General features: G+C 65.9%; 20 protein-coding genes. 3 read left to right on the top strand and 17 right to left on the bottom strand.

Features of this window, described 5'->3' with window-relative positions; translation table 11 throughout:
- Positions 1-5 precede the first annotated feature (5 nt).
- Genes EMQ25_RS06540 through EMQ25_RS06520 form a run of 5 tightly spaced genes read right to left on the bottom strand, consistent with a single transcriptional unit; the run spans position 6 to position 2,357 of the window.
- Positions 6-332, bottom strand: a complete 327-nt coding sequence (locus EMQ25_RS06540; RefSeq protein ID WP_127187752.1) for a protein tyrosine phosphatase family protein — start codon at positions 330-332, stop codon at positions 6-8.
- A gap of 27 nt (positions 333-359) precedes the next feature.
- Entirely contained in the window at positions 360-1,253 is an 894-nt protein-coding gene (locus EMQ25_RS06535; RefSeq protein WP_127187751.1) for an MBL fold metallo-hydrolase, read from the bottom strand.
- A 20-nt stretch (positions 1,254-1,273) separates the two neighbouring features.
- A complete protein-coding gene (locus EMQ25_RS06530; RefSeq protein WP_127187750.1) occupies positions 1,274-1,711 on the bottom strand; it encodes a DUF6691 family protein in 438 nt (145 codons plus the stop codon).
- Positions 1,711-2,139 carry a YeeE/YedE family protein gene (locus tag EMQ25_RS06525; protein WP_127187749.1) on the bottom strand — a complete coding sequence of 143 codons (429 nt, stop codon included), beginning with the start codon at positions 2,137-2,139 and terminating at the stop codon, positions 1,711-1,713. The genes EMQ25_RS06530 and EMQ25_RS06525 overlap by 1 nt, the downstream gene beginning before the upstream one ends.
- Positions 2,136-2,357: a YgaP family membrane protein gene (locus EMQ25_RS06520; protein WP_127187748.1), complete on the bottom strand. Its 222-nt coding sequence runs from the start codon at positions 2,355-2,357 to the stop codon at positions 2,136-2,138. The genes EMQ25_RS06525 and EMQ25_RS06520 overlap by 4 nt, the downstream gene beginning before the upstream one ends.
- 84 nt (positions 2,358-2,441) lie before the next feature.
- Between EMQ25_RS06520 and EMQ25_RS06515 the strand changes: the two genes are divergently transcribed.
- Together EMQ25_RS06515 and EMQ25_RS06510 are read left to right on the top strand one after the other, a co-directional pair.
- Complete coding sequence (locus tag EMQ25_RS06515; protein WP_127188147.1) at positions 2,442-2,750, top strand: ArsR/SmtB family transcription factor; 309 nt, start codon at positions 2,442-2,444, stop codon at positions 2,748-2,750.
- A complete protein-coding gene (locus EMQ25_RS06510; RefSeq protein ID WP_127187747.1) occupies positions 2,747-3,352 on the top strand; it encodes an SAM-dependent methyltransferase in 606 nt (201 codons plus the stop codon). The genes EMQ25_RS06515 and EMQ25_RS06510 overlap by 4 nt, the downstream gene beginning before the upstream one ends.
- 45 nt (positions 3,353-3,397) lie before the next feature.
- Here EMQ25_RS06510 and sorU read toward each other — a convergent pair whose 3' ends face one another.
- The 4 genes from sorU to EMQ25_RS06490 form a co-directional block, all read right to left on the bottom strand.
- Positions 3,398-3,751, bottom strand: coding sequence for a SorU family sulfite dehydrogenase c-type cytochrome subunit (gene sorU / locus EMQ25_RS06505; protein WP_192895637.1), 354 nt, complete (start codon positions 3,749-3,751; stop codon positions 3,398-3,400).
- 40 nt (positions 3,752-3,791) lie between these two features.
- On the bottom strand, positions 3,792-4,967 hold the full coding sequence (gene sorT, locus EMQ25_RS06500; RefSeq protein WP_127187746.1) for a SorT family sulfite dehydrogenase catalytic subunit: 1,176 nt from the start codon (positions 4,965-4,967) through the stop codon (positions 3,792-3,794).
- A 99-nt stretch (positions 4,968-5,066) separates the two neighbouring features.
- Positions 5,067-5,831: a hypothetical protein gene (locus tag EMQ25_RS06495; RefSeq protein ID WP_127187745.1), complete on the bottom strand. Its 765-nt coding sequence runs from the start codon at positions 5,829-5,831 to the stop codon at positions 5,067-5,069.
- Positions 5,821-6,348: an RNA polymerase sigma factor gene (locus EMQ25_RS06490; protein ID WP_244606503.1), complete on the bottom strand. Its 528-nt coding sequence runs from the start codon at positions 6,346-6,348 to the stop codon at positions 5,821-5,823. Before EMQ25_RS06490 ends, EMQ25_RS06495 begins: the two co-directional genes overlap by 11 nt.
- A 192-nt stretch (positions 6,349-6,540) precedes the next feature.
- On the opposite strand from EMQ25_RS06490, the gene EMQ25_RS06485 reads away from it, so the two are divergent.
- On the top strand, positions 6,541-7,410 hold the full coding sequence (locus EMQ25_RS06485; RefSeq protein WP_127187743.1) for an SMP-30/gluconolactonase/LRE family protein: 870 nt from the start codon (positions 6,541-6,543) through the stop codon (positions 7,408-7,410).
- On the opposite strand, the gene EMQ25_RS06480 is transcribed toward EMQ25_RS06485, so the two are convergent.
- The 8 genes from EMQ25_RS06480 to cysT form a co-directional block, all read right to left on the bottom strand.
- A complete protein-coding gene (locus EMQ25_RS06480; RefSeq protein WP_127187742.1) occupies positions 7,407-8,057 on the bottom strand; it encodes a ThuA domain-containing protein in 651 nt (216 codons plus the stop codon). The genes EMQ25_RS06485 and EMQ25_RS06480 overlap by 4 nt on opposite strands.
- Before the next feature lie 64 nt (positions 8,058-8,121).
- The gene (cfa, locus tag EMQ25_RS06475; RefSeq protein WP_204569914.1) at positions 8,122-9,144 is read right to left on the bottom strand and encodes a cyclopropane fatty acyl phospholipid synthase; all 1,023 of its coding nucleotides are present in this window, start codon (positions 9,142-9,144) and stop codon (positions 8,122-8,124) included.
- A gap of 152 nt (positions 9,145-9,296) precedes the next feature.
- Positions 9,297-10,649 (bottom strand): FAD/NAD(P)-binding protein, encoded by a 1,353-nt coding sequence (locus EMQ25_RS06470; protein WP_127187740.1) that lies wholly within the window; start codon positions 10,647-10,649, stop codon positions 9,297-9,299.
- Positions 10,650-10,671: 22 nt separating this feature from the next.
- On the bottom strand, positions 10,672-11,121 hold the full coding sequence (locus EMQ25_RS06465) for an RrF2 family transcriptional regulator (protein ID WP_127187739.1): 450 nt from the start codon (positions 11,119-11,121) through the stop codon (positions 10,672-10,674).
- Positions 11,122-11,269: 148 nt separating this feature from the next.
- The gene (locus EMQ25_RS06460) at positions 11,270-11,488 is read right to left on the bottom strand and encodes a hypothetical protein (RefSeq protein WP_127187738.1); all 219 of its coding nucleotides are present in this window, start codon (positions 11,486-11,488) and stop codon (positions 11,270-11,272) included.
- Positions 11,489-11,611: 123 nt separating this feature from the next.
- Positions 11,612-12,652, bottom strand: coding sequence for a sulfate/molybdate ABC transporter ATP-binding protein (locus EMQ25_RS06455; protein WP_127187737.1), 1,041 nt, complete (start codon positions 12,650-12,652; stop codon positions 11,612-11,614).
- Between the two features lie 14 nt (positions 12,653-12,666).
- The gene (cysW, locus tag EMQ25_RS06450; protein ID WP_127187736.1) at positions 12,667-13,536 is read right to left on the bottom strand and encodes a sulfate ABC transporter permease subunit CysW; all 870 of its coding nucleotides are present in this window, start codon (positions 13,534-13,536) and stop codon (positions 12,667-12,669) included.
- Positions 13,526-14,389 carry a sulfate ABC transporter permease subunit CysT gene (gene cysT / locus EMQ25_RS06445; RefSeq protein WP_127187735.1) on the bottom strand — a complete coding sequence of 288 codons (864 nt, stop codon included), beginning with the start codon at positions 14,387-14,389 and terminating at the stop codon, positions 13,526-13,528. Before cysT ends, cysW begins: the two co-directional genes overlap by 11 nt.
- Positions 14,390-14,391 lie beyond the last annotated feature (2 nt).

The following is a 14,391-nucleotide window of genomic DNA, read 5'->3' as shown; positions in this document are numbered from 1 at the left end:
ATGGCCTAGCGTTCGAGCGTTGCGTAAAGGCTGCCGGCTCGCGCGCCGGAACGGCAATAACCGAGGACGGGCCGCGGCAGGTCGCGCCACGCCTCGTGGAAGCGGATCACCTGCCCGTCGCCCAGCGGGCCCGAAACGGGGATGTGCACCGCAACAATCCCATGAGCCTTTGCAGCCTCCGCAACGGTCGCGAAATCGGGCTGCCCGGCCTCCTCGCCATCGGGGCGGGCACACACGATGGCCTTGTACCCTGCATCCGCTATGGCGGCCAAATCGGCTGGCGTCACCTGACCCGTCGTCGCAAATTCCCTGTCTATCGTCTTGATCTGCATGATATTCTCCTTGATCTGGGCCGTGGCTCAGAGTCCGTTGATCGGGACCTTGAGATAGGTCTTGCCGTCCTTGTCCTTGGGCGGAAGCTGGCCGGCCCGCATGTTCACCTGCAGCGAGGGGATGATGAGCTTGGGCATGGCGAGCGTCGCGTCACGCTCCTCGCGCATCCTGACGAAGCTGTCCTCGTCGGTCCCGTGTCCGACATGGATGTTGTGGTCGATCTCGTCGCCCACTGTCGTCTCCCACTGGATGTCGCGGCCGTTCGGCCCGTAGTCGTGGCACATGAAGAGGCGGGACTCCCGCGGCAGGCTCAGGACACGCTGGATCGAGCGATAGAGCGTGCGCGCATCGCCGCCCGGAAAATCGGCGCGTGCCGATCCGCCATCGGGCATGAAGAGCGTATCCCCGACAAAGGCAGCATCGCCGATCACATGGGTCATGCAGGCCGGGGTATGCCCAGGGGTATGCATCACATGGGCGACGAGATTGCCGATCCGATAGCTGTCGCCATCCTTGAACAGGCGGTCGAACTGGCTACCGTCCCGCTGGAATTCGGTGCCCTCGTTGAAGATCTTGCCGAACGTGTCCTGGACGATGGTGATGTTCTCGCCGATGCCGAGCTTTCCGCCCAGTTGGGACTGGATGTAGGGCGCCGCCGAGAGGTGGTCAGCATGCACATGGGTCTCGATCAGCCATTCGAGCGTCAGCCCGTGCTCGCGAATATGGGCGATGATCCGGTCGGCCCCGTCATAGGTGATGCGTCCGGCGGCGTAATCGATGTCCATCACCGAATCGATCACTGCGCAGGCATTCGAAGCTGGGTCCTTCACCACGTAGGAAATGGTGTTGGTGGGCGCATCGAAGAAGGCGGTGACCTCCGGCTTGACCGAAAGATCGGGCGTGAAGGGAAGCGTGGACATGTCGTTCTCCTTTGCGTGTGTCATGCGGTACGCGCCCTCGCCGAGAGCGCGATGCTGAGCGTGCGTGCCGCCACGATGCCGGCGAGCATCGATGCGACGAAGACGAAGGCCGAGCTTTCGCCGAGCCCGAGCGCCGGAATGGCGCCGCCGGGGCAGAACCCGGCAATGCCCCAGCCGATGCCGAAGGCCGCGGCGCCACCCAGCAGCGGCGCGTCGATCCTGCGGCTGGCCGGCAGGTGGAAACGGTCCGCGAGAACCGGCTTTTCGCGGCGCAGGACGAACGCGTAGCCGACTGCCGTCACCAGCAGCGCGCCGCCCATGACGAAGGCGAGCGACGGATCCCAGGTACCGAACAGATCAAAGAAGTTCAGCACCTTTGCGGGGTTCGCCATGCCCGAGAGCGCTATGCCGGTGCCGAAGACTAGACCGATGATGGCGGCGAAGACGATGCGCTGCATCAAAACCCTCCCAGGACGTTCCGGATGACGAAGACCGTGCCGATGGCCGTGGCCATGAACATGGCCGTTGCCGCGATCGAGCGGGGAGAGAGCCGGGCGATGCCGCACACCCCGTGCCCTGAGGTACAGCCGGATCCGAAGAAGACCCCTGCCCCGACGATCACGCCGCCGACGACCAGCCAGGGCGTTGGCACCGGGCTTTCGAACGCCACGGCCTGCCCAGTCAGCGCCACGACGATGATGGGCGCAACGATGGCGCCCGCGAGAAACGCGACGCGCCACGCCCAGTCCGTGGCACCGGGCGGGATGAGCCCGGTGATGATGCCGGTCATGCCCGCGATGCGACCATGGAACGCCATCAGCAGCACTGCCGAGAGCCCGATCAGCGTGCCCCCGAAAAACGAGAGCAGTGGAGTGAATTCAGTCATCGACGAAGAACCCTTGCAGTTGAGATGCCGAACGGCAGGTAGAGCGGACAGAACCGCAGCGTGGCGGTAACGACGAGGACGATGCCGATCCCGATCGCGCCCCAGTAGAAGAGGGGTGAGGCGAAAACGGAAAGGCCCGAGAAAAGGGCGAGTGCGATCAGGGTGAGCCCCAGCACGAGCCGGACGATACGGTCGGGCGTGCCGACATTGATTTTCATCTGAACCTCCTTGAAAGCGCGAAGGCGGAGGACGATACTGTCCCTACGCATCCTCTTATATAAGAACTTTCTAATATGATCAAGATGGACATCGCACAAATGGAGGCCAATGCCGACGCGGCCTCCCGGCTCCTCACCGCCATGGCCAATCCGAAGCGGCTGATGATCCTGTGCAATCTGCTGGGCGAGGAGGTCAACGTGACCGAGCTCGGGACGCGCGTGGGACTGGGCCAGTCGCCCCTCTCCCAGCACCTCTCCAAGCTGCGCGCCTGGGGGTTCGTGACGACGCGGCGGGATGCGCAGCAGGTCTATTACAGCCTCTCCTCACCCGAGGTGAAGCAGGTGCTCGAGACGCTCTACGCGCTTTACTGTGCGCCGGAGGCCGCCGCATGAGCACGGAATGGGACCGCCGCTACGATCGGCCGGACTATCTGTTCGGGGAAACGCCCAACGCTTTTCTCGCGGGCGAAGTCGAACGGGTTCGCCTCCACAGGCGGGCGCTCGCAATCGCCGATGGCGAAGGTCGCAACGGGGTCTGGCTCGCCGAACAGGGCCTCGATGTGGTCTCCATCGATGCCTCGGCGGTTGCCCTTCAGAAGGCCCGCCGCCTCGCCGCACATCGGGGCGTCACCATCAGCACCGAGCTCGTCGACCTCGAACGGTTCGACTGGCCGGAGGCGGAGTTCGACCTCGTCGTTGCGATCTTCATCCAGTTCGCGGGCCCCGCATTCCGCCGCCCCCTCTTTGCGGGCATGACCCGCGCGCTGGCACCGGGCGGAACCCTGTTGCTCCATGGCTATCGGCCCGAGCAGCTCGGATACGGTACCGGCGGGCCGCCTTTTCTCGAAAACCTCTATACCGAGCCGATGTTGCGCAGCGAATTGCCCGGTCTCGAGATCCTCTCGCTCACGAGCCATGACAGCGTCATCGAGGAAGGCACGGGCCATTCCGGGCTGTCGGCGCTGATCGACCTCGTCGCCCGAAAGCCGGACTAGTCGAGACGAAACGGTCGGGGACGCGAAGGCCCCCGGCCGTCAGATTTACTCGGCGCCCGTCACATGCGCGACGTAATGGGCGAGCGCATCGATCTCCTCCTCGGAGAGGTCGGTATAGGGCCGCATGGGCCCGATGCCCTGCGTCACGGCCCGGGTCACAACCTCGACGGTCGGGCGAAGATCGTCCAGCACCGGACCGATGGCGCCCTCGGTGCCTGCATCGGCCAGCGTGTGGCAAATGCCGCAGGCCGGCTGCGCGCGTTCGAGGAACACCGTACGCCCCAGTTCCAGCTTCGCCTCATCCGGCGCCTCCGCCTCGGCCATGGCCGGGGCGGCTGCGAACGCCAGGGTTGCGATGAGAAGTCCGCGCAGCAGGCTGCGCCCGTTCGAAGAACCCATAGGTCTCACTTTTCCTGTCTCGATATCGGGATGCCGGGGCCTAGGCGACCGACACCTCGAGGCCCGGGCGCCGCCAGCCATTGTGGTTGTACCCGGCCTCGTTCGGCTCGGTTTCCTCCGGCTGCTGGTTGCCCTCGCTGTCGGTAGCGCGACTGACGATGGTGTAGGTGCCGGGCTCCAGCTCCTTGGAGAGGACGAAGGCCCGCCATGCGTAGCGGCCGAGGTCCGGGCCGATGAATTCGGCCGCTTCCCAGGTTTCCCCGCCATCGACGGAGACCTCGACGCTCTCGACGGCGTTCATGCCGCCAAAGGCGAGGCCGGTGATCTGGTTCATGCCGGCCGAGGCGCTCTCGGACGGGCCGGTGACCCAGGATTTCACCGCCATCTCCCAGACGGACGGATACTCGGGCGAACCCTCCGTTCCCACGGGATGAATGCGGTAGCGGGTCGCCTGGATCAGCGCATCGGTTTCATCTTCGGTAAGAGCAAGCCGGTTGATGTATTTGATATTGTTGACGCCGGTGTAGCCGGGAACGATCATGCGCAGCGGGCCGCCATGGGCAAGCGAGATCGGTTCGCCATTCATGTCCCAGGCGAGCATGATGCTGTCGAGTGCCTCGATTGGCACCGACCGCTCCACCAGCACGTCGAGCCGCTCGATGCCTTCGGGGATCTCCTCGCCACCGGTGCCGGTCACGTAGCGCACCCCGGAAACGGCACCGCCAAGCCGCTCGACCACGGTGCGCAGCGGCACGCCGGTCCACATAACGCAGCCTGCCGCGCCGGTCTGCCACGGCGTACCGCCGGGGGAATGCTCGAAATAGGCCCGGCCATTGCCCGAGCACTGCAGGACCATCGCCATCGTTTCGACGCCCATGGTCTTGAGTTCGCCGAGCGTCAGCGTGCGCGGCTCGCCGACGCCTTCGAAGGTGATCTCCCAGGCATCCCGATCCTCGAGGATCGATGCGGGCGGCGGCGTGACATTGTTGCGAACATAGAGCAGACGATCGGGCGTCACCGGCTGTACGCCCTGCGCCGAGCGCAGCGTTTCGATCGTGTTGTTGCTGTGGACGATGAGCCCGTCCGCATCCTTGTAGGCGACATATTCAGGCAGCGGGCGGGCTTCCTGCGCCATCAGCCGGCTCGAGGCCAGCAGCACCACGGCGCCGGCCGAACCGGCAAGCAGATTGCGCCGGCGTATGTCGATCTTTTCCATCGGATCCTCCCTCGGGATGGCTTCAATTGGAGGAAGAGACGAACGGGCCGGCCGGTTTATTCCCTGCGCTCAAGAAAAATTTCGCTCAGAACTCAAAACTCACGCAATGCAGGGCGTCCGCGGGATCTCGATCGCAGCAATTTCGACCCGGTCACCACGGGCCGAGGCCGCCTCCAGCGCTGCAGAAAGCGCATCGAACCGCAGCGGGTCCATATTGCGCGCCACGGCGACGAACCCGGCCCCGCCTGCCTGCCAGGCATGGACGAGCGGCGCACCGTCGCCTTCCGCCACCGCTTCTAGGGCAGCGGGATCGAGAGGCGCCGACAGTTCGAAGACGCTCAGCCGACACCCGCGCGGGCCGGCATAGCCACGATGGGACGCGGTGACGCCGGCGAGTTCGAGGCCGAAACTGCCATGGATCTGGACGAGCCCGGCATCGGCGAGAAGCTGCTGGCCGGGCGCGACGGCCGGACGCAGGGCGCTCTCCTCGTTGATCGAGAGGCGCCAGCCATCATGTTCGGCAAGGATCGCTTCGAGAAGCACGCGCTCCTGGGAGGGAGCCGCGTCGCGCCAGAACTGCCCGCCGACCGCAGCGATGCCGAGCGTCAGGACGACGGCCGCAGCGGCCGCGAGATGGCGAAGAGCCGGCCGAGGACGGCGCGGCCGGGCCGGCAGCGCACGCGGCGTTTCGCCGTGCCCGAGCCCCGAGACGGCGGCCTTAAGCCCATGGATTTCCGCCACCTGCCGGGCAAGGTTCGAATCGGCCGCGATTCTCGAGGCCAGCGCAGCGGCCGTCGCCGCATCGAGCTCTCCATCGACATAGGCCGAGAGCGTCTCGAAATCCGTGGTCGGCTCAACGGGCATTGCGGCTCTTCTGGGCAGGAAATGGAATGACGCGGTCGCCGGCGAGCAGGTCGAACATGCACTGCCTCGCCCGGCTCACGCGGCTCATCACGGTCCCCTTGGGGATGGACAGCAATTGTGCCGTTTCCTCGTACCCGAAGCCGCCAATGTCAACCAGCGCCAGCACTTCCTGGTGCTCGATGGAAAGCATGGCAAAGGCCTCGCGGACGACGAGGCCGGTCTCCACCGGATGCTCTCCCGGCCTGGCCGGCGCCGGTTCACCCTCTGCCAGTTCGCGGTCGAAACCCGCCCGCCGCCGGTCGGCGCGCTGCCCGTCGATCCAGAGATTGCGCACGATGCGAAAGAGCCAGGCTCGAAAGGCGGGGTCGGCCTCGGGCAGGTCACGCGCCCCGATCGCTCGCAACACGGCGTCATGGAACAGGTCCGACGCGGTTTCCCGATCGCGGGTCAGGCCAAAGGCATAGCGATAGAGCCGGTCGCTGACCGGCGCGAACCGCCGTTCGAACTCGGCTGACACCCTCACCTCCCGGCGCCCGACGGCGCTCATTTGCGCCAGATGAGCACGGCCGGGGCGGCCCGGGCAAGGGCGGAGGCGCGGGCGTCGGTCTCACCCGGGACGCCGCGAAGCACATTTCTGCACGCCGGAAGTGGCGCATAGTCACCCCCTTTGTGTTAGGACCGGTGCCGAAATCCCCGAGGAGGAACACCCTTGCCCGTCGCCATCGAGACCATCACCGACACCCGAACCGTACTGGGCGAGAGCCCGGTCTGGTCCGGCCAGGAGAATGCGCTTTACTGGATCGATATCCCCGGCAAGGCGCTTTTCCGGCTCGACATGTCTGAAGCCGCGCCGCGCCGGTGGGACCTTCCCACCGAGCCGGGCTCGATCGGCCTTTTTGCCAATGGCGACATCCTCATTGCGCTACGGACCGGCATCGTCCGGTTCGTTCAGGCAACCGGCGCGATGACGCCCCTCGCCGCCCCCGACTATGATCAGGCCCGCCTCCGCTTCAATGATGGCCGCCCGGACCGGCGCGGCCGGTTCTGGGTCAGCACCATCGACGAATCCCGCCAGCACGCCGACGCCCGGCTCTACCGCTATGCCGATGGCGCGCTCGACACGCTCCACGAGGGCGGCATCACAGTGGGCAACGGGCTCGCCTTCAGCCCCGACGACAAATGGCTCTATTTCTGCGACACGCCCTCGCGCCGCATCTGGCGGTTCGCCTTCGATATCGAAACCGGCACCATCCGCGACCAGACGGTCTTCGCCGATATCGAGGAAGGGCTCGGCCGGCCCGATGGCGCCGCCATCGATGCGGAGGGGTGTTACTGGTCGGCCCTGATCGACGGCATCGGCAGGTTCACGCCCGAGGGCAGGCTCGACCGGCACATCGAGATCCCCGCCGGACGGATCACCATGTGCGCCTTTGGCGGGACTGGGCTCGACACGCTCTTTCTCACCACGGCAAGCCCGGGCGCGGTGCAATTGCCGCGCGAACCGGGGCCGCTTGCGGGACGCCTGCTTGCCATCCGCCCGGGCGTCAGCGGCCTGCCAGAACCGCGGGTTGCGGGCTAGGCCAGCCTGGCCGCCCAGAGTAGGCCGCGCAGCAGGATCGTGCGGGTCTGCGGCCGATCGAACTCGGCGGCCTTGTGCCCGAGCGCGGAATAGAACACCCGCCCCTGCTCGAAGCGGCGCTTGTAGACGACGGGGATCACGGCGCCCCTGGCCGCCGGGTCCGGCACCCCGTCGAACGTCGTCGTCGCGAGCACCTCGAGGGTGGGATCGACCAGCATGTAATACTGCTCGGAGCGATAGTCGAAGCTCTCGATCCCGGCCATCACGGGGTCGTCGGGCCGCGTCACGTCGACCCGGAAATCGCGCACATTGCCCGGGTGGCCGACAAAGAGGCAGCCCGTCATGTAGTGGAAAAGATAGGCCTCGCGGAAAGTGGTCGCGAGGGCATGGTGATGCCCGCCGAGCCCGACGCCCCCGCGCACTGCGCCCATGAGGTTGTCGAGCGCTTCCCGCTCGATCGCGCCGCCGGTGATGTTGGGTATGACGAGCCGGCGCAAGGCAAGGTCGGGATCGCCGAACGCGCCGATATCGGCTGTCACGTCGACCGACAGCCCCTCCCCCTCCAGCATGGTCCGGATGATCTGCGCAGTCTTTTCGGGCTCGTGGGTTTCGAGCCCGCCCCAGGCGATGAGTACGTCGCGCGCCATTGGTCCTCCGCGGGCATATCGAGGGTGCACCCTGCCGCGTGGTCCGCAGCAATTCAATACTGGCTCAGCGCACGCTGATATAGCCGCCGGGCACCCCCTCGGGCGACAGCACCACCTGCCAGAGCTGCGCCCGGCGCGCACGGAAGACAGCTGCGAGGGAGAGGAGGTAATAGCGCCACATGCGCCTGAACCGCGCGCCGTACCGTCCCTCCAGCTGAGGCCAGGCTCTTTCGAAATTGTCGTGCCACGCCATCAGCGTCGGATCATAGTCGGCACCGAAATTGTGCCAGTCCTCGACCACGAAAAGCCCTTCGGCCGCCTGGCCGATCTGGCGCTGGCTGGGCAGCATGCCATTGGGAAAGATGTATTTCTCGAGCCAGGGATCGCCATGGGTGGTCGTGAGGTTGCCCCCTATGGTGTGAAGGAGCATGAGGCCGTCTTCCGCCAGCAGCGATCGCGCCTTCTCGAGATAGGCCCGGTAGTTCTTGTGCCCCACATGCTCGAACATGCCGATCGAGACGATGCGGTCGAAGCGTCCCTCGAGGTCCTGATAATCCATGAGAAATGTCTCGATCGGCAGCCCCTCGCGGTGCGCGTCGGCGAATGCGGCCTGCTCGCGCGAAACGGTCACGCCCGTTCCCGCTATGCCGTAATGACGGGCCGCATGGCGCAGAAAGCCACCCCAGCCCGAGCCGATGTCCAGCACGCGCATGCCGGGCGTGAGGCCCATCTTCCTGCAAACGAGGTCGAGCTTGGCCACTTGCGCCGACGCGAGATCATGCGCGTCTTTCCAGTAGCCGCAGGAATAGACCATGAGCGGGTCGAGCATGGCGGCATAGAGATCGTTGCCGAGATCGTAGTGCCGTTCGGCCACTTCGAAAGCATGCCGGCGCTGGGGATTGAGCAGGGCCCCGCGCAGCATGCTGGCCAGCACCGCGCCATCGGGCCGAATACGGGACGGCAGATCGGCCCGCAACACGCGATGGATCATCTGGTCCAGTGCGGGGCTATCCCACCAGCCATCCATATAGGCCTCGCCGAGACCGAGAGCGCCATGGGCGATCACCGCCGATGCGGATGTCGGCAAGCGCCAGCAGAGGCTCGATCGTCTGCCGGCGGCCGGCATCGAGGCGGGCGGGTAAGATCGTGCGGTGCAACATGGACATGGGACTGACCCGTCACTGGTGCAGCCCTATTGTCCTCCCGGCGCCTGTGCCTTGCAAGCCCCCGCGTGCAGTCTCAGCTGCCGGTTGCGAGGCGCCGCGCCAGGGTGGCGCATTGCACCCTGATGTCGGGAATGGCCTCGATCTCGAAGAACCGTCCACGGGTCAGCGGCCCCACAGCAAAGAGCCGTCCCGAAACTGCGCCCTCGGCCGGGATCACGTCGCAGGTCGTCGTCACATCGAGCCCGATATTGAGTGCATCCGGGCGCGCCGCACCGCTCGCGACGAGGTCGCGGATCACCGGATTGGAGCTGGCACGGACATCGACGCTGACCCCGCCGCAATCATAGACCCGCGCGACATCGATGGTTTCGGTGGCCTCGGCAGGAAGGCCGCGGCGCCTGATTGTGGCGCGGGCCATGTCCTCATGCCGGGACACGTCGAGGAAATGCCCGGCAATCAGGGTCACCTGCCCGCTCGCCACGGCATCCACCATGCGCTGGTGCAGATGGGGCGGCACGCGATGGCGATGCACGTTCCAGAACGGGCGCACATGGCGCAGGAACTGGCGGCGCGTGCGCTCGGACCAGCTCTGCCAGATGCGCTGGTTGTAGGGGCGCAACCCGTCGACCACGCTGCGCCAGTCGCCGCCCGCAGCCTGCGTCTCGCGCACCAGGGCCCGGAACCACCGCATGATGTAGCCAAGATTGGTGCCGAACGGCACGTCGGCTGCGTCGATGCTGATCGGCGGGACGTCCCTGTGACCGCGCGGCAGAAGCCCGTTGCGGGAGACGACAAGGATCGGCCCGCGATGATCGGCCTCGGCCAGCGCGATCCAGGCATCCACCATCGAAAGCCCCGATCCCAGGATCATCACCTTGGCATAGGGGTCGATCGGGGTGTCGTCATCGGCTCCGACGCGTACCGCGATCCCGCGGCTCCGCGCCGGCTGCGTCTCGTGGCCGACCGCAAGCACGCCGACATGCCCGGCAATGCTCGTGCCATTGGCAAGCGCAACATCGGTGCCCGAGGGGTTCTGGCGGATCGCGAGAACTTCCTCGGAGAGCACCTGCAGTCGTCCCGGCCGCAGGGCCGCCGCTTCGCGCAGCACGTCTTCGAGATAGCGGCCATAGAGGCGGCGCGGAACGAAGGTGTAGTCTCCGTCCGGCAGGGGCTCGCCCGTTTGCTGCAGCCAACGGTAGAAATGGCCGGGATCATCGGCAAAGGCACTCATGCCGCGCGCGGGCACGTTGACCCGATGATCGCGCTGGCGTGCCGAATAGGCGACGCCCTGCCCGAACTGGCCTCGGCGTTCGACGAGGGTCACCCGCAGATCCGACGAAGGCTGGCGCAGCAGGTGTACCGCCAGGAGCACGCCGCTTGCGCCCCCGCCGATGATCGTGATGCGTTCATGGCCGGCAGCGTTCATTGTCGCCTCCTGATAGATGTCCTCAGGCGCGGATCTGGGCGCTGGCAAACGCCTCCGGGCCACCGGCGGCCTGCATCGCGACGAGGCTCGTATTGTCGAGGACCTCGGCGATCGCGTTCCTCACGTCGAGCATCACCCGCCGCACCTGGCAGGTTTCGACGTCGCAATCCTCGCAGGGTTGATAGCGCGTCTTGCTGGCGCACGGAAAGGGCGCGAGCGGTCCGTCGAGGACGCGTACCACATGGCCTATCCTGATCTCCTCGGCGGGGCGGGCAAGGCAATAGCCGCCGAGCTTGCCCTTGCGGCTGTACACGAAGCCGGCATTCCGCAATTCGCCGAGGATGGCGTCCAGAAATTTCTTGGGGATGTTGTTTTCGCGGGCGATATCGCCGACGAAAGCGAGCTGTCCCTCCGGCACCTGGCTCAGATGCACGAGGGCCTTGAGCCCGTACTTGCCCTTTCGCGTCAGCATGGAGATGCGTGTTCCGGCACTTGCCGCCCCCGGCAGGCCGCCGGGAGCGTATTGAAGTAAGATGCGGCAGACCTGCCGCCCGGGGCCCTTCATAAAGTCGATCGGACTTGTGAACAAGCCGATGCACGCCCCGTTTCAAGCCCCCGGCCTAAAGCGGATAGGGCCAGTTGGACATCGCATAGCGACGCTCGAGGTCTGCCTCGAGATCCAGCGGCTTGCCGGCGCGCAGGATGGCGCTGTCGCGCTCGGGATCGGTCGGTAGATCTTCGGCAGGCTTGCCGCCGAAGAAGCGTCTCTTGCTGGGCGCCTCGGCATCGTCGACAGGCGAGCCTTTGGCAGGGTGCAGAATTCCAAGGAAGAAGACCATGTCCGTCACTCCTTCTTGGGCCCGCCGATCGCGGGCCTGGAGACTGAGTGTGCGTAACTCTATAAACTTGGTCGAGATTGAAATTCGCGTCTGATCGTCCCCCGATGGAAGAATTCTCTCCGGTCAGACCGCTTCGGGAAAAAACCGCCAGCGGCGCGGCCGAAAGGCGAGTCGCGTCTTTTCCCCCGCCGGATGGTCGAATGGCAGGTCGAGCTCCACCTTGCGATGGTCACCACCGACCGAGAGCTCGACCCGGCGGGTGCCACCGACGCGCCGGTGACCGGCGACGACACCGGCCAGTGCCGCGTCCGCCTCGACCAGATCGACGTCGTGCGGGCGGAAATAGAGCTTGCCCTTCCCCGGCGCCTGATCGGTCGCGGCAACGCCGATCGCGCGGCCGTCGACCCAGAATTCGCCATTCTCCACCGTCGCCGGCAGCTCGCTCGATTCCCCGATGAACCCGAAGACGAAGGGCGATGCGGGCCGGTCGTAGACGTCGTCCGGGGTGCCGACCTGCTCGATGCGCCCCTGGCTCATCACGCAGAGGCGGTCCGACAGCTCGAGCGCCTCTTCCTGGTCGTGCGTCACGAACACGGTCGTGTGCCCGGTCCGGTCGTGGATCTCGCGCAGCCATTTGCGCAGCTCGCGCCGGACCTGCGCATCGAGCGCGCCGAACGGTTCGTCGAGCAGCAGCACGCGCGGTTCGATGGCGAGCGCCCGGGCAAGCGCGACGCGCTGGCGCTGGCCGCCCGAGAGCTGGTTGGGGTAGCGCTTCTCGAGGCCCGAGAGCTGTACGAGGTCCAGAAGTTCCAGCGCCTTGCGCCGGATCTCGGCTGCTGCCGGGCGCGTCTCGCGCGGCCGCACCTTGAGCCCGAACGAGACGTTCTCGAGGATCGTCATGTGCCGGAAGAGCGCATAGTGCTGGAAGACGAAGCCGACATTCCGCTCCTGCACCGATTTGTGGGACGCATCCTCGTCGCCGAAATAGATTGCACCCGAGGTCGGATATTCGAGCCCGGCGATCAGCCGCAGCAGCGTCGTCTTGCCCGAGCCCGACGGGCCGAGCAGCGCAATGAGCTCGCCCGAAACGATGTCGAGCGACACATCGTGCAGCGCGGGGAAGCGATCGAATTCCTTGCGGACGTTCTTGACGGAAACCTGCATGAATTATTCCTGGATCAGTGGCGCCCGGAGGCGGCCAGTTCGTCGCCGAAGCGCCATTCGAGTATCGACTTCAGCACCAGCGTGACAAGCGCGAGCAGCGCCAGCAGCGAGGCCAGCGCGAAGGCGGCGGTCCCATTGTATTCGTTGTAGAGCATTTCCACCTGCAGCGGCATAGTGGTCGTCTGCCCCCGGATCTTGCCCGAAACCACCGCGACCGCGCCGAATTCGCCCATCGCGCGGGCGTTGCAGAGCAGCACGCCGTAGAGCAGGCCCCATTTTATGTTGGGCAGCGTGACGCGGAAGAAGGTCTGCCACCCATTGGCGCCAAGCGAGATCGCCGCTTCTTCGTCGCCCGTCCCCTGATCCTGCATCAGCGGGATCAGTTCACGCGCAACGAACGGGAAGGTGACGAAGATCGTCGCGAGCACGATGCCGGGCACCGCAAAGAGGATCTCGACCCCATTGGCCCGCAGCCAGGGGCCGAGCAGGCTCCCCGAACCGAACAGCAGGACGTAGACGAGCCCGGAAATCACCGGCGAGACCGAGAAGGGCAGGTCGATCAGCGTGATCAGGAAGGCCTTGCCCTTGAACTCGTACTTGGCGATGGCCCACGCCGCGCAGATGCCGAAGACCACGTTGAGCGGCACCGCGATCGCAGCCACCAGCAGGGTCAGACGGATCGCCGACTGCGCATCACGCGATTGCAGCGACTGGAAGAAGACCCCGACCCCCTGCCGCAGCGCCTCGTGGAACACCGCATAGAGCGGCATGACGAGGAACAGTCCCATGAAGGCGAGGCTGATCGCGATCAGCAGCCATTGCACGCCGACCCTTTCGCTCGTTGGCGAGCGGCCGGTGCGCGAGAAAAGTCCGCTAGTTGCCATAGCCGTACCGCTTTCTGCTCCATGCCTGCACGAGGTTGATGAAAAGGAGCATCAGGAACGAGATCGAGAGCATCACCGTCGCGATGACGGCGGCGCCCGTATAGTTGAACTCCTCGAGCCGGATGACGATGAGGAGCGGCGCGATCTCGGAGACAAAGGGGATGTTCCCCGCAATGAAGATCACCGATCCGTATTCGCCCACCGCCCGCGCGAAGGCGAGCGCGAAGCCGGTGAGGATGGCCGGCGCCAGCCCGGGCAGGATGACGCGCGTTATGGTCTGGAAGCGGTTGGCGCCGAGGGTTGCCGAGGCTTCCTCGATCTCGCGGCTCACCTCCTCGAGAATCGGCTGGACGGTCCTGACGACGAAGGGCAGGCCGATGAACACCATGGCGATGACGATGCCGATCGGAGTGTAGGCGATCCGGATGCCCAGGGGCGCAAAGAGCGCGCCTATGGATCCCGATGGCGCGTAGATCGCCGTGAGCGCAATCCCCGCAACTGCCGTCGGCAGTGCGAAGGGGAGATCGACGATGGCGTCGAACACCCGGCGCCCTGGAAAGCGATACCGCACCAGCACCCAGGCGATCAGCGTGCCGAAGACGACGTTGATCGACGCGGCGATCAATGCCGTCGTGAAGCTCGTGCGCAGCGATGCGAGAACCCGAGGATCTGTTGCTGCCGCCCAGAAACCGGCCGGGCCGATGCCCGCGGCGCGCAGCATCAGGGCAATGAGGGGAATGAGAATGATGAGGGAGAAATAGGTCAGCGTGAAACCGAGCGTCAGCCCGAAACCGGGGATGACGCTCGGCTGTTTCAGTCGCCAACCCGCTCGAATGGGAGCGGCTGTGGCCATGC

Origin of the sequence: Arsenicitalea aurantiaca, assembly GCF_003994485.1 — a bacterium.
GTDB classification, from domain to species: domain Bacteria; phylum Pseudomonadota; class Alphaproteobacteria; order Rhizobiales; family Devosiaceae; genus Arsenicitalea; species Arsenicitalea aurantiaca.
Note: the sequence above shows the minus strand (reverse complement) of the source record. Positions and strands in the feature narration are given on the sequence as shown.

What these genes read in the sequence shown, in the direction of transcription:
- EMQ25_RS06540 (WP_127187752.1), bottom strand. Translation starts at nt 332, where the DNA reads ATGCAGATCAAGACGATAGACAGGGAATTTGCGACGACGGGTCAGGTG.
- EMQ25_RS06535 (WP_127187751.1), bottom strand. Translation starts at nt 1,253, where the DNA reads ATGTCCACGCTTCCCTTCACGCCCGATCTTTCGGTCAAGCCGGAGGTC.
- EMQ25_RS06530 (WP_127187750.1), bottom strand. Translation starts at nt 1,711, where the DNA reads ATGCAGCGCATCGTCTTCGCCGCCATCATCGGTCTAGTCTTCGGCACC.
- EMQ25_RS06525 (WP_127187749.1), bottom strand. Translation starts at nt 2,139, where the DNA reads ATGACTGAATTCACTCCACTGCTCTCGTTTTTCGGGGGCACGCTGATC.
- EMQ25_RS06520 (WP_127187748.1), bottom strand. Translation starts at nt 2,357, where the DNA reads ATGAAAATCAATGTCGGCACGCCCGACCGTATCGTCCGGCTCGTGCTG.
- EMQ25_RS06515 (WP_127188147.1), top strand. Translation starts at nt 2,442, where the DNA reads ATGGACATCGCACAAATGGAGGCCAATGCCGACGCGGCCTCCCGGCTC.
- EMQ25_RS06510 (WP_127187747.1), top strand. Translation starts at nt 2,747, where the DNA reads ATGAGCACGGAATGGGACCGCCGCTACGATCGGCCGGACTATCTGTTC.
- sorU (WP_192895637.1), bottom strand. Translation starts at nt 3,751, where the DNA reads ATGGGTTCTTCGAACGGGCGCAGCCTGCTGCGCGGACTTCTCATCGCA.
- sorT (WP_127187746.1), bottom strand. Translation starts at nt 4,967, where the DNA reads ATGGAAAAGATCGACATACGCCGGCGCAATCTGCTTGCCGGTTCGGCC.
- EMQ25_RS06495 (WP_127187745.1), bottom strand. Translation starts at nt 5,831, where the DNA reads ATGCCCGTTGAGCCGACCACGGATTTCGAGACGCTCTCGGCCTATGTC.
- EMQ25_RS06480 (WP_127187742.1), bottom strand. Translation starts at nt 8,057, where the DNA reads ATGGCGCGCGACGTACTCATCGCCTGGGGCGGGCTCGAAACCCACGAG.
- EMQ25_RS06470 (WP_127187740.1), bottom strand. Translation starts at nt 10,649, where the DNA reads ATGAACGCTGCCGGCCATGAACGCATCACGATCATCGGCGGGGGCGCA.
- EMQ25_RS06465 (WP_127187739.1), bottom strand. Translation starts at nt 11,121, where the DNA reads ATGCTGACGCGAAAGGGCAAGTACGGGCTCAAGGCCCTCGTGCATCTG.
- EMQ25_RS06460 (WP_127187738.1), bottom strand. Translation starts at nt 11,488, where the DNA reads ATGGTCTTCTTCCTTGGAATTCTGCACCCTGCCAAAGGCTCGCCTGTC.
- EMQ25_RS06455 (WP_127187737.1), bottom strand. Translation starts at nt 12,652, where the DNA reads ATGCAGGTTTCCGTCAAGAACGTCCGCAAGGAATTCGATCGCTTCCCC.
- cysW (WP_127187736.1), bottom strand. Translation starts at nt 13,536, where the DNA reads ATGGCAACTAGCGGACTTTTCTCGCGCACCGGCCGCTCGCCAACGAGC.
- cysT (WP_127187735.1), bottom strand. Translation starts at nt 14,389, where the DNA reads ATGGCCACAGCCGCTCCCATTCGAGCGGGTTGGCGACTGAAACAGCCG.